This window comes from Veillonella sp. LMAG:90 (assembly GCF_008679445.1).
Classification (GTDB): Bacteria; Bacillota; Negativicutes; order Veillonellales; family Veillonellaceae; genus Veillonella_A.
Genome location: NZ_NAND01000001.1, coordinates 260,957 through 273,803, shown reverse-complemented (window position 1 = coordinate 273,803; position 12,847 = coordinate 260,957). Strand labels below are relative to the sequence as shown.

Below are 12,847 nucleotides of genomic sequence, written 5' to 3'. Positions count from 1 at the left end.
TCAATCAAGTTTAATAGTGTTATCTAAGAGAAAATCTAATAGGACTAAGGCGGTGACAGCTTCAACAACCGGTACGGCACGAACGGCGATGCAAGGATCATGACGACCTTTAATCTGTAAATCCGTATTGGCAGCTGCTTCATAACTGAAGCTTGGCTGTACTTTGGCAATAGAGGCAGTCGGCTTCATGCCCACTTTGAGAACGAGCGGCATGCCGTTGGTAATACCGCCTTGGATGCCGCCGCTATTATTATTTAAGGTGCGAACTTTGCCGTTTTCTAAACGGAACGGGTCGTTCTGATTGGAACCGCGGTCGAGGCAACCGTCAAAACCGCTGCCGAAAGCAACGCCTTTAACGCCGGGAATACCAAAAAGGGCACGGCTAAGGCGATTTTCAATGCCGTCAAAATTCGGATTCCCAAGGCCCGCCGGCAGACCCGTAGCAAACAGCTCTATAATGCCGCCGGTAGAATCCCCTTCCTGACGCAATTCATCAATATAGGTAATTGCTTTAAGGCGTGCCTGAGAGGATACCATGGCTACGGTTTCGTGGCTTACTTTTTGAAGGGCCGCCATATCCGGTTCGGTGAAGCTCATAGTGGTATCTTGTACCGAGCCAATCTGTTTTAAATGGGCACCTATTTCAATGCCTTTTTGTTTAAGAATTTGCAAGGCAATGCCACCGGCACAACAGAGTGGGGCCGTAAGGCGACCGGAGAAATGACCGCCGCCGCGCATGTCCACTTTTTCACCATAGCGCATGCGTGCCGTATAGTCAGCATGGGATGGGCGCGGTATATCACGTAAATTATTATAGTCCTTAGAATGCTGATTCGTGTTTTCAATATAAAAGGCAAGTGGTGAACCACTGAGTTGGCCCTCTACGAGGCCGCTTAGAAATACGGGTTGATCTGCTTCTTTACGTTGGGTGGTAATTAAACTTTGCCCCGGGGCACGGCGCTTCATAAAGCGGGCCAAGGCCGCTTCATCGACGGTTACACCGCATGGCAGACCATCGACTACGGCGCCGATAGCCTTGCCGTGGGAGGCTCCGAATACAGAAATAGTAAGATTTTTGCCAAAACTTGAACTCATAAGCGTCTCCTGTTTTGAAAGGTTAGATAGTAAATTATTTGGCGTGACCGCCTAATTGATTCCAATGGCTGAAGAATAGCGGATAGGATTTATTGATGGCCTGACTGTCGGTAATCGTAATCGGATCATCGCTGTATAGTGCCATGAGTGTAGCAGCCATAACGAGACGATGGTCATTGTGGGAAGTAACGGTGCCGCCGGTAAGACTTCCGGTACCGTTAATGTAGAGATTATCTCCTTCAATGTGAGCGGTGCCGCCTAAAGTTCTCACCAAATCACGAACGGCTAATAAGCGGTCTGATTCTTTAAGACGCAAGCGTTCACCGTTGATAAACCAGCTTTCCCCTTCGATACTGCAGGCTAAGGCCGCTAAAACAGGTAATAAGTCAGGACATTGTTCTAAATCAACCGTTATAGGGTCAATGGCACGACCTTCACAATGAAGGCGTAACGGCACTTTAATTTTGTCCAATTCATCATCTTCAACAACGGTACCGTCTTCTGTTTGCCATTCCACGGTGGTGCCGGCGCAGTCAACAATATCTAAGATGCGCCGATCCGCCTGCGTCGAATCGGGTTGCAAATTAGTGATGGTAAGCGGTTGGCCGGTGATGGCGGCGGCTACGAGCCAAATGGCACTGTTTGACCAGTCCCCTTCGATGGGATAATTTTCGAGGCCGCGGTAATGTTGCCCTTTGGGAACGGTAAAACTGTTGCCATCATCGGAGGTATAGGCGGTAACGCCAAAATCCGCCATGACATGACGCGTCAACGTCACATAATCGCGGGATTGTAACGGTGTTGTGCTGTTTATTAAAGTATCTTCATCCAGTTTTGGTGAGGCCAATAAGAGGCCGGAAAAAAATTGACTGCTCACATTGCCTACCATTTCAAAAAGCCCACCTGTTAAATGACCGCTAATGGTAAATGGCGGCTTGGCCGCCGAAAAGTTGATGCCATGAGCTTCCAATTGGCTTTTTAAAGGCTCCAACGGGCGATCCGGTAAACGACCGGCTGCGGTTACATCGGTGGTATCACAAATGGCGGAACCTACCGATAAGAGCAAGCGCAAGGTAGTTCCTGATTCGTGAGCATCAATGGTGCCGTGTTTTTGGTTTTCGGGGATGGGTGTGACAGTAACCCCGCTCTCTGTTTTCTCAATAGTAGCACCTAAGCCACGCAAAGAGGCAATAGTGGCGTCAATATCTTCTGAATAGTGCGCAATGAGTAAACTGGACGGGCTGTCCGCCAAAGCAGCGGCAATCAAGGCTCGATGAGCGTGGGCCTTGGCCGGAATGGCCGCAATGGTACCGGTTGGAATGGCTCCGGTTACGGTAACGGATTCAGAATGGACAGTCGCAGTTTTGGTTGCTTCAAATTCAGATGGATTAGTTGGCACCATGGTGTTTTACCTCCTTTATGGCGTAATGGGCTAATTCGCTGTGTGGTATGGTGCGAAGTTCGCACTGCCCCCAACGAGTCGGATAGATAATGGTAATAGTTTGGCCGTGACTTTTTTTGTCATGTAAAGCGGCCTCTAAGAGTTCGTCAATACTGATAGTCGTGTTAGTCGGCAAATTATGAGCGGCCAGTAGATTTAAAAAGTTATTTAATTCGGTTTCACTGATGTGTCCGTTTTTAAAAGCGGCACGCATCATGAGGGCCATGCCGATACTGACGGCCATACCGTGTTTTACGGAAAATTCACTGCAAAGCTCGATGCCGTGACCAAACGTGTGGCCAAAGTTGAGCAAAGCTCTGACGCCCGATTCTCTTTCATCGGCGCTGACAATTTTCGCTTTGGCTTTCACGCATAGGGCGATAATCGCTTCAATATGGGGAAGGTCATCTTGACGTAAAGGATTGGTCATTAAATCAGCCAGTAAATCGGGATAACCGAGCATGCCGTATTTAATGACTTCACCGCAGCCGTTACTGAATTCATCGGCCGCCAAAGTGCTGAGTGCAGTTGGGTCACAGAGTACTAAAATCGGCTGTTTAAAAGCGCCCCACAGATTTTTGCCGGCTTTTAAATTAACGGCCGTTTTACCGCCAACAGATGAATCAACTGCAGCCAATAGGGATGTAGGCATCTGGATATAGTCGATGCCCCGTAAATAGGTGGCCGCCGCAAAACCCGCCATATCACCGACTACACCGCCTCCTAAGGCGATAAGTAAATCCTTACGGGTCAGCGCTTTGGCCGCCATAAATTCCACTAAATCCAATAGTCGGGCAGCATTTTTTTCTGTTTCACCATGAGGGAATACGTATTCATATACCGTATAGCCCGCTGCGGTGAGTTGCTTTTTGACAAGCGCTGCATAATGCGGAGCTACTTGGTCATCACTGACGAGCATGGTCGGGCAGGGGCCCTTAAGGGGCTTAATATATTCTATTATATGTTGTAAAACCCCATCTTCAATGATGACATCGTAGGCAGTGGAGGCTTCTATATGAATACGTTCCATGGTAACTCCTTTTACTGGGTATCAATTAACGGGTCTTAATTAAGCTTTTTGACCGGTAACAATTTCGCGCATAGCGAATACATCTTTGGTGAGGGAAGCAAATTGATCGGGACGTAAAGCTTGCGGACCGTCGCAAAGCGCTTTGGCCGGATCAATATGAACTTCAATCATGAGACCATCCGCACCGCCGCCGGTGGAAGCGAGGGATAAAGGTCGAACCATGCGGCTCATGCCGGCAGCGTGGCTCGGGTCCATAATAATCGGTAAATGACTGAGCTCATGAATCATTGGAATCGCCGTTACATCAAGGGTATTACGGGTTTTCGTTTCGAAAGTTCGAATGCCTCGTTCGCAAAGTACGATTTGTGTATTGCCTTCGCTCATGATGTATTCCGCAGCCATCAACCATTCTTCATAAGTCGCGGATAAGCCGCGTTTTAAGAGAACCGGTTTCTTTAATTTGCCGACCTCTTTAAGTAAGGTGAAGTTTTGCATATTGCGGGCGCCGATTTGAAGCATGTCTACATTATCGAAGTATTGCAATTGGGATGGATCCATGACTTCCGATACGATAGGCAGCCCCGTTTCTTTTTTGGCCAGTTCCAATAAATGCAAGCCTTCAGGGCCCATACCTTGGAAAGAGTATGGCGAAGTACGCGGTTTGAACGCACCGCCACGAAGAATAGTAGCGCCCGCTTCTTTGACCGCTCTTGCCGTTGCCAACACTTGTTCCGGTGTTTCTACAGAGCAAGGACCGGCCATAATAGCGAAGTGGCCGCCCCCAATTTTTACGCCACTTACGTCTACGATGGTGTCTTCCGGATGAAATTTGCGATTAGCTTTTTTGAACGGTTCTTGAATGCGTGTTACTTTTTCAACAAAGTCTAACGATTCAATTTGGCGTTTGTCTACGAGTGAGGTATCGCCGATGAGACCGATTAATGAGTAGTTGTCGCCTTGGCTTGGATGTAACGTAATCCCTTGGGCCTCTAATTTTTGGCGCAACTCTTGAACTTTCTCCGGTGTAGCATTTTCCTTCAATGTAATAATCATAGTAATCTCTCCTCTTTCGTCACTTATGAATATTTGAAAACAGGTTTCGTTCATAAATTCAAATCCTTTACTGCTTGTACAACCTTCGTTGCTTTCAATAATTACTTTTAAGTGATAGTAAAAAAGGAGCTACCCGCGTGCACTACGGGTAGCTCCTTAACTATACTAAGCCTGACAATGATACCGAAATCAGCGTAGCCCAAATAGTCCTTTACCCGTTGCCTGGATAAAGAACCAAAAATAGAAGTATTGGCTGTTCATAGTGCTGATAGCGGTATTCATAATATTGGCTCCTCTCTTAAAGTGATTGCCAACATTATAAACCTAAGTTTCTATTCTGGCAAGTCTTTTTTTGCAAAACATTCGTAAACTTCAGGTAAACTAATTATTTAGTTGATTATGCGACTTATTGCTGAGCTTATTGTAATGATACGGCTTGGCTAAAAAAAGAAAAGCCGGCGATGTGCCGGCCTTCCTGGTTTGGTTGGTAGCGCTGTATTACTCCAAATCATCGAAGTCGAATGCGGCTGCTTTGGTATAATTCGTAACTTTTGCTTCAAAGAAGTCCGTTTTAGTGCTATTGAGGTTGGAGAAACTTTCAATCCAAGCCATCGGATTTTCTTTGATGTCCGGATAGAGATGTTTGAGGCCGATGGCTTCTAAACGAATATTAGCCAAGTATTTGATATAGCGTTCAATCAATACATTGTTAATACCGAGGATTTTGTCATCCGTAATGTATTGGCCCCAAGCGATTTCGTTTTCCGTACCTTGACGGAGCATGTCCGTAAGTTCCGCTTCCAATTCAGGCGTAAATAATTCAGGACGTTCGATGCGAAGCTCACGAATGATGTTTTGGAATAAAACGAGGTGAGTTACTTCATCGCGGTTGATGTATTTAAAGATCGTACTGGTTGCTGTCATCTTGCCCTGGCGTGCCAAGGTGTAGAAGAAGCTGAAACCGGAGTAGAAATAAATGCCTTCCAAGATGTAGTTCGCCATAATGGTGCGAATTAAATTATGTTCCGACGGATCATCGCTGAAACGTTGGTAAATGTCGGCGATGAAACGGTTACGTGCCAAGAGGTGTTCATCTGTACGCCATTCGTCATAAATACGGTCACGGGTAATCGGATTCGTTACGGTGTCCAAAATATAGGAGTAACTTTGGGCGTGAATTTCTTCTTGGAATGCCTGAATGTTAAGCAACGATGCTACTTCGGCAGCCGTAATATAGCGGCTTAAGTTGGGTAAATTTTCACTTTGAATCGAATCAAGGAAATTGAGGAAGGAAATAATTTTGTCAAACGCACGGCGTTCGCTGTCGGTCAAGAACGGGAATTGTTTGATATCTTCGTTCAGCGAAATTTCTTCCGGAATCCAGAAGTTGTTGAGCATGGTACGGTACATCTGCGTTGCCCAGTCATATTTGATGCGGTTCCATTCGCGCAAGTTGGTCGTATTGCCACCAATCATGCTTTCCGTGCCGCGCTCGCCATGTTCGTTAAAAATTAATTTTTTATCCATAATGACATTCACCCTTTCTATATAAGTTGTTGTCTTTAGTATAGCATATTAAAGCGGTTAAACATATGAAATTTACGGCTAACCGGCAGTCATATGTTACTGTTGAACCGTTGTAAAACATCGATTAATTGAGGCTTTATGTTGTTCGTATGACTGCCGGTCACTAAACCGCTTATTGTTTTAGTTTAAATCAGGAAGAACAGCTGGTGCATTCGTCCATTTCGAGGGACTGATTGCGGATGTAGTAAATCGTTTTAACACCCTGTTTGTACGCTTCAATGTAGAGGTTAAGGATTTCTTTGGCCTTAACTTGCGGTGTAATGTACAAGTTGAAAGATTGAGCCTGGTCGATGTGACGTTGGCGGGCAGCACAGGCACGAATACTCCATTGTTGGTCAATCGTGTGAGCTTCTTTGTAGAGCCAGAAGGTGGAGTTATCGAGATCAGGGGCCGTTTTCGGCGTGAAGCTGCCTTTCTTTTCTTCGATGAAGAATTTTTTGAAAATAGGGTCGATGCCGGCTGTGGTGTTAGCGATATTGGAGGTACTGCCGGTTGGGGCAATCGCCATGAGATAACCGTTGCGCATACCGTATTTAGCTACATCTTTGCGCAATTGTTGCCAACGTTCGGATGTATAACCGCGGCGCTCGAAGTAAGCACCGGTTTCCCATTCGGAACCTTTGAAAGCAGGGTAGGCACCTTTTTCTTTAGCCAATTCCATGGATGCTTTAATTGCGTAGTAGGCAATGTTTTCAAATAATTTGTCCGCTGTTTCGATGTGTTCTTCCGATTCCCACTGAATCTGATGACGCACCAAGTAGTGGTGGTAACCGCTCGTACCGAGGCCGATGGCACGGTATTTTTCGCTGGTCATCTTAGCTTCCGGTACCGGGAACTGGTTGATGGAAATAACATTATCGAGCATGCGAATTTGAAGGGCTACATTTGCTTCCAATTCTTCGTCCGTAATTCGACCGAGGTTAATGGAGTTAAGGTTACATGTTACCATGTCGCCCGTAACCGTTTTAGTTGTGATGCTGCCGTCCGGATTAATCACTTCTTCGCTGAGGTTGGTGAAACCAACGTTTTGCGCGATTTCGTGGCACAAGTTGGAGGCATAAATCATGCCCGCATGTTTATTCGGGTTGGCGCGATTCGCTGTGTCGCGGAAGAAGATGAACGGCGTACCGGTTTCTACGGCACTGCGCATGATTTTTTTCATCATATCCAAAGCGCTGACCTGGATTGGGTGGAGATCCGGATTGTTTTCACAAAGGAGATAATGTTCGGTGAAGGCTTTATTGTTTTCGTCTTCATCGTAAAAATCTTCCAAGTTGAAGCCCATCACTTGTTGTACTTCATGTGGATCGAAGAGGCTGAAGTTTTCACGAGCCAATAAACGTTCCATGAAGATGTCCGGAATGGCAATGGCAGGGAAAATATCGTGTGCTTTACGACGATCGTCGCCGTTGTTGGTACGAAGTTCTACGAATTCGTAGAAGTCTTTATGCCAAATATCAAGCGTTACGGTAGCGCCGCCTTTACGTTTGCCGAGCTGATCTACGGCTACGGCTGTATCATTGTAAAGACGAACCCAAGGGATAACGCCGCCGGAGGAGTTTTTGTAACCGCGAATATCACTGTTCAAGGCACGCACTTTACCCATGTAAATACCGAGGGCACCGCCGTGTTTGGATACGCGGGAGAATTTGCTGTTTACGTCGTAAATAGACCAAAGGTTATCGTCAACGCCGGAGATAAAGCAGCTGCTGAGCTGATGGAACGGCGTACCCGCATTGGCCAAGGTTGGCGTAGCGGTGGTCATTTTTAATTCGCTCATTAAGTCGTAGAATTTTTTGGCAAATTCTACTTTGCGATCCCCTTCGATGAGGGCAAGGTGCATAGCAATCGCCATGAAACGTTCTTGCGGCAATTCATACACTTCTTTGTCGTAACCTTTTACGAGGTAACGATCAGCCAACAATTTAATGCCTTCATAGTTGAAGAGATAGTCGCGTTTAGGTTTGATGTAATCCCCTAATTCTTCCAATTCTTCTTCGGTGTATTGGGTGAGGAAGAAGTCCGCATAGCGCTTAGATTCCACTAATTTTTTTACTAATGCAGGGAAGTTGCCGTAGCCGAACGCTTTATATTTGCGTTGGATGGCCGCTTCTTTATATAAGTCGAAAAGGAACAGGCGGGCTGCCACAAACTGCCAGTCCTGGTTCATGCGGTTAACCATGTTGCCGTAACCGTCGTCTACTTTTTGGATAACTTTTTCGATTGCAGTCTGCACCAAAATTTTCTGAATTTCTTTGGTGCTCATGCCGTCAACGAACTGTAATTTGGAGTCCATTTCGAGTTCGATAGGATCGCAGCTTTCAAGCCCCAAGCATGCGAAGGCAATCATCTTTTTAGTTTTTTCTACCGAGAGCGGTTCGTAATGGCCGTCTCGTTTTTTAATCATAATAGCCATGAATAAGGTTCCTTCCCGTTACAAAGTACTACATTTACACATAAAAATATGGCTCGCAAACAGTGACTTCACTGTATTTACGTAAGCCGTTGATACACTCATACCCTCTAAATACATCTATTTGGTACTATCGATGAGTTGTATTATAAATCAATATCTTGTATACGATATTAGTTATCATATACAAGATACACCTCATTATACTATTTTCCGACGGTGAAAAGAAAGAGGGAAATGTCAATCTGTATTGAATTTTTTGCATATGATGAATGAAAATTTCGGTTGGTGGAATTTAATGACTTGACATTTTAACGTTGTGAGAATGTATAGGGGTGTAAGCGGGTTCACAAGAAATGATGACTTGCTTATGACGTTTGCAAACGGTCAATGAGAATGATGAGAAACTCAATAGTACATGTACTTTTCAGTAATATGGACAAAATGAAGGGCTCTGTTTGATGTATGATTTTCTGGCATACATACATGGGGCTTCGGACGAATTTAATTTTAGGAGGCAACTATGGCTACAGGAACTATGAATGTTTTGAAAAAAGAATTACAACTCGTATTTTTGGATGATGAATTAAAAGAAACTACGGTGCGCATCAGTGTACCTAAAGCGGATGTAAGTCGCACTGCAGCCGAAACAGTGGCAAATTTGTTGATTGCCAAACGTTTTATGACCAGCGCCAAAGGTAAAATTTTAACCGGCTATAAGGGCGCTTTTATGGTAGAAAATACCAGTGCCCAATTGGTTGACTAATCGGCGGTCACCAAACGATATGTCTCAGCTGCTCGGTAATCTAGTAAGGTTAGACAGATTAGGGTAGCGGGATATGAGGTTAAAGTATTAAATATTACTAGTATAAATATATAGGAGGCTAATTATGGCAGACGCAACAGTAAAAGAAGTAGTAAAAATTCAGATTCGTTTAGATTTAGGCGATAATAAAGTAAAATCCGTAAGCATTGGTAATGTTAATCCGGAACTTGGTAATGCGGATTTTGAAGAAGTGGGCCAAGCCATGGCCGAACTTTGTGCCTATCCGTACAAAGATGTGGTTCGCGTAGAAACTACGACCATGACGCCTCAGGCTTAAGGATTTGGGTCTGGGACGGCCGGACAAGTAGCGGCGCTACAAAGTCCGGGAGATGTTAGTTAAATAATCTGTGTGATTTTACGGAAATCATATAAATGAAACGGTGTAATCTGTATAAAACAGGTTGCACCGTTTTTTTATATTGAAAAAAATTGAAATAGAGTGCTCTTTAGTATAGGCAGTTGTATTGTATTTAAGTTATAATAAAAATATATAAAAGAGTTCTTATGTCTTATATTTTTAGTTTCATATGGAGGCATGATATATGACAATGTTTAATATGAAAAAGAAAGCATTCCTTGTTTTGGCCGGTTTGGCCATGGTGTCCGGCACTGTATTGGGCGCCGGTAATAGTGCCGCTACAGATAATGGCACCACGGCGCTTACAGGGAGCGACAAAGATTTGGCAGCCATTGTTAATTATGCGACTCAGGAAGCTGTTAAGGCGGGGTCGCCTTACGTGAACCGAGGCATACCAAAACAGGTGTTAGAAGCTTTTATGCCGGCATCGGGTGCTAAGACGGTGCTCACGAATGAAAGTAATTCCTTGTATAAAGAACAAGCCTTACGGGTAGCTTTCCCTATGACAGATGCATCAAAATATGATTTGGTGCCGAATTTTGACGGCTTCCCAAAACAGGTTCCGTCCTTTGCCAACAATGTATCCGTGTTTTATATTCCACAATTTATAAAAGCCGGTGGGGAAGCGCAGGTTAGTTTCATCGGTACAGCTTCCGAAATGGCACCGTATATCGGGGAAGCGCTTAAGTTAGCGATTATGCAGACTAATTTAACAGATAGCCGTTCGGTTTATGTAAAAATGGAGCCTAATTCAGACATGCAATTTGCCGACAGTTTGCGCGAATTATTACCTGGTTATAAAATCGTGACAACGCCTGAGCTAAAGAATCTTGGACCGTGGCGTGATTTCTGGAGTGATATTATCGACGTAACATCAGTAAATAGCGGAAATTATGTAACGGATCAGTTATTCGATAATGACACGAATAAAAAAGCTCAGCAGCAACTGTTAGGCTATTATTCGTATAATTACAATATGGTGAATTTGGATGATTCATACACCTACTATATTTTTAGCGTAGGGACGACATTTAATCATGCATATGTAACCGGTGCGGCCGTGAATAAAGCGGGTACGGAGATTGTTTATTTTTACAAACAGCAGTAGTGGCTGTGATTAGTTGGGAAGTTGCTATTGATGAGTAGTAGTGAGGCCCGGTTAAGTAGTGGTTGTTCCGCAGCAGGTTAGTGTTTAGTCAGTGACAAGATGCTGATGAGAAGTATTATATATTAGCAGATATAAATCCGAATGTTTTGCGTGAAATACACATTAACGTTCGGTAAAGTTTATTGACCCTTATTTTTTACTATGTTAAAATGAAAGAGTAATATTCAGTCATTTCGATGGAGGTTAAAGACACATGATTCAACGGTATACAAGAGAAAAAATGGGCCATATTTGGAGCGAACGCAACGAATTTGACCAGATGTTGGAAGTGGAAATCTTAGCTTGTGAAGCACAGGCAGAATTGGGAATTATCCCTAAAGAAGCGGCTAAGGTTATCCGTGAAAAAGCGAACTTTGATGTAGAACGAATTCATGAAATTGAAAAAGAAACGAACCACGATATTATTTCTTTCGTAACCGCTGTCGGTGAATACGTTGGCGAAGAAGCTAAATACATTCACCTCGGCCTTACATCTACGGACGTAAAAGACACAGCACTCGGTGCTATGATGAAACAGGCTTGTGACATCATTTTGGAAGATTTACATCAATTCCGCGATGTACTTCGCCGTCGTGCCGCTGAATTTAAATACACCCCAATGGTTGGTCGTACCCATGGTATTCATGGTGAACCTACCACTTTCGGTTTGAAACTTTGCCTCTGGATGGCTGAAATTGAACGTGATATTGAACGTTTGGAACATGCAAAGAAAAATGTAGCCGTTGGTAAAATGTCCGGCGCCGTTGGTACTTACTCCGTTAACGATCCGTTCATTGAAAAATATGTGTGTGAAAAACTCGGTTTGGAACCGGTAAAAATTGCCACTCAGGTTATTCAACGTGACCGTCATGCTGAACTTTGCAGCACCTTGGCCATCATCGCCAGCACTTTGGATAAAATTGCTCTTGAAATCCGTCACTTACAACGTACGGAAGTGCGTGAAGCGGAAGAATACTTCAGCCCTAAACAAAAAGGCTCCTCCGCTATGCCTCACAAACGTAACCCAATTACTTGTGAACGTATCTGCGGCTTAGCTCGTGTGGTACGCGGCAATGCGCAGGCTGCTTTGGAAGACGTGGCTTTATGGCATGAACGCGATATTTCCCATAGCTCTGTTGAACGTGTAATTTTACCGGATAGCACGATTACTGTTGACTATATGCTGTCCTTGGCTATTAAAGTTATCGACAAATTGTTGGTATATCCGGAAAACATGATGAAAAACTTGGAATTAACCGGCGGCTTGATCTTCAGCCAGCAAATCTTAACAGCCCTTGTAGATAAAGGTGCTGTTCGTGACGAAGCTTACCGTTGGGTACAACGTCATGCTATGGCTCGTTGGTTGGAAGGCAAAGACTTCAAAGCCGGCCTTAAAGGTGATGCGGATATTAAAAAATATCTTACCGATGAAGAAATCGATCACCTCTTCGACCCACATCGCATGTTGAGACATGTGGATACGATTATGGCAAGATTCGGATTATAATAAAATAGCGCGAGATATATAAACCCCGAGAAGCTCCTCATCTAAGGCTTGGTTTCTGCAAGCAGAAAAGACCCTTAGATAAGGACTTCTCGGGGTTTTTCCATATAACCTCGCGCTGTTTCATTAGGGGTAGGGGTCCTTTTTTCCCTAGAGCGTCGCGCTGTTTTATTATGGGGGAGAGGGAGAGAGTGGTTTCTGCAAGCAGAAAAGACCTTTAGATAAGGACTTCTCGGGGTTTTTCCATATAACCTCGCGCTGTTTTATTAAAGGGGGAGGGGGAGATTGGGTTTGCAAGTAGAAAAGCCCCTTAGATAAGGACTTCTCGGGTTTTTCTATATAACCTTGCGCTGTTTCATTTCTCTTCTCTCCGTCATAGTGAACGGTGCGAGG

At 44.4% G+C, this 12,847-nt stretch carries 10 protein-coding genes; 4 read left to right on the top strand and 6 right to left on the bottom strand.

The annotated features are described in order from the left end of the window. The 6 genes from aroC to CCC71_RS01165 form a co-directional block, all read right to left on the bottom strand. Window positions 1-1,095, bottom strand: coding sequence for a chorismate synthase (gene aroC, locus CCC71_RS01190; RefSeq protein WP_156704112.1), 1,095 nt, complete (start codon window positions 1,093-1,095; stop codon window positions 1-3). A 34-nt stretch (window positions 1,096-1,129) separates the two neighbouring features. Continuing rightward, window positions 1,130-2,497 carry a 3-phosphoshikimate 1-carboxyvinyltransferase gene (gene aroA / locus CCC71_RS01185; RefSeq protein WP_226974607.1) on the bottom strand — a complete coding sequence of 456 codons (1,368 nt, stop codon included), beginning with the start codon at window positions 2,495-2,497 and terminating at the stop codon, window positions 1,130-1,132. Beyond that, a complete protein-coding gene (aroB, locus tag CCC71_RS01180) occupies window positions 2,484-3,566 on the bottom strand; it encodes a 3-dehydroquinate synthase (protein WP_021841747.1) in 1,083 nt (360 codons plus the stop codon). Before aroB ends, aroA begins: the two co-directional genes overlap by 14 nt. Before the next feature lie 39 nt (window positions 3,567-3,605). Next, window positions 3,606-4,619 (bottom strand): 3-deoxy-7-phosphoheptulonate synthase, encoded by a 1,014-nt coding sequence (aroF, locus tag CCC71_RS01175; protein WP_021841748.1) that lies wholly within the window; start codon window positions 4,617-4,619, stop codon window positions 3,606-3,608. A gap of 498 nt (window positions 4,620-5,117) precedes the next feature. Next, entirely contained in the window at window positions 5,118-6,146 is a 1,029-nt protein-coding gene (locus CCC71_RS01170; RefSeq protein ID WP_156704110.1) for a ribonucleotide-diphosphate reductase subunit beta, read from the bottom strand. Window positions 6,147-6,336: 190 nt separating this feature from the next. Continuing rightward, window positions 6,337-8,622, bottom strand: a complete 2,286-nt coding sequence (locus tag CCC71_RS01165) for a ribonucleoside-diphosphate reductase subunit alpha (protein WP_021841750.1) — start codon at window positions 8,620-8,622, stop codon at window positions 6,337-6,339. Window positions 8,623-9,142: 520 nt separating this feature from the next. Between CCC71_RS01165 and CCC71_RS01160 the strand changes: the two genes are divergently transcribed. From CCC71_RS01160 to purB, 4 genes are all read left to right on the top strand, one after another. Further along, window positions 9,143-9,385: a DUF2922 domain-containing protein gene (locus CCC71_RS01160; RefSeq protein ID WP_021841751.1), complete on the top strand. Its 243-nt coding sequence runs from the start codon at window positions 9,143-9,145 to the stop codon at window positions 9,383-9,385. Between the two features lie 124 nt (window positions 9,386-9,509). Continuing rightward, on the top strand, window positions 9,510-9,722 hold the full coding sequence (locus CCC71_RS01155; RefSeq protein ID WP_021841752.1) for a DUF1659 domain-containing protein: 213 nt from the start codon (window positions 9,510-9,512) through the stop codon (window positions 9,720-9,722). 265 nt (window positions 9,723-9,987) lie between these two features. Continuing rightward, window positions 9,988-10,911 carry a hypothetical protein gene (locus CCC71_RS01150; RefSeq protein WP_021841753.1) on the top strand — a complete coding sequence of 308 codons (924 nt, stop codon included), beginning with the start codon at window positions 9,988-9,990 and terminating at the stop codon, window positions 10,909-10,911. 253 nt (window positions 10,912-11,164) lie between these two features. Then, window positions 11,165-12,457, top strand: coding sequence for an adenylosuccinate lyase (gene purB, locus CCC71_RS01145; protein ID WP_021841754.1), 1,293 nt, complete (start codon window positions 11,165-11,167; stop codon window positions 12,455-12,457). The last annotated feature ends 390 nt before the right edge of the window (window positions 12,458-12,847 follow it).

What these genes read in the sequence shown, in the direction of transcription:
- aroC (WP_156704112.1), bottom strand. Translation starts at nt 1,095, where the DNA reads ATGAGTTCAAGTTTTGGCAAAAATCTTACTATTTCTGTATTCGGAGCC.
- aroA (WP_226974607.1), bottom strand. Translation starts at nt 2,497, where the DNA reads ATGGTGCCAACTAATCCATCTGAATTTGAAGCAACCAAAACTGCGACT.
- aroB (WP_021841747.1), bottom strand. Translation starts at nt 3,566, where the DNA reads ATGGAACGTATTCATATAGAAGCCTCCACTGCCTACGATGTCATCATT.
- aroF (WP_021841748.1), bottom strand. Translation starts at nt 4,619, where the DNA reads ATGATTATTACATTGAAGGAAAATGCTACACCGGAGAAAGTTCAAGAG.
- CCC71_RS01170 (WP_156704110.1), bottom strand. Translation starts at nt 6,146, where the DNA reads ATGGATAAAAAATTAATTTTTAACGAACATGGCGAGCGCGGCACGGAA.
- CCC71_RS01165 (WP_021841750.1), bottom strand. Translation starts at nt 8,622, where the DNA reads ATGGCTATTATGATTAAAAAACGAGACGGCCATTACGAACCGCTCTCG.
- CCC71_RS01160 (WP_021841751.1), top strand. Translation starts at nt 9,143, where the DNA reads ATGGCTACAGGAACTATGAATGTTTTGAAAAAAGAATTACAACTCGTA.
- CCC71_RS01155 (WP_021841752.1), top strand. Translation starts at nt 9,510, where the DNA reads ATGGCAGACGCAACAGTAAAAGAAGTAGTAAAAATTCAGATTCGTTTA.
- CCC71_RS01150 (WP_021841753.1), top strand. Translation starts at nt 9,988, where the DNA reads ATGACAATGTTTAATATGAAAAAGAAAGCATTCCTTGTTTTGGCCGGT.
- purB (WP_021841754.1), top strand. Translation starts at nt 11,165, where the DNA reads ATGATTCAACGGTATACAAGAGAAAAAATGGGCCATATTTGGAGCGAA.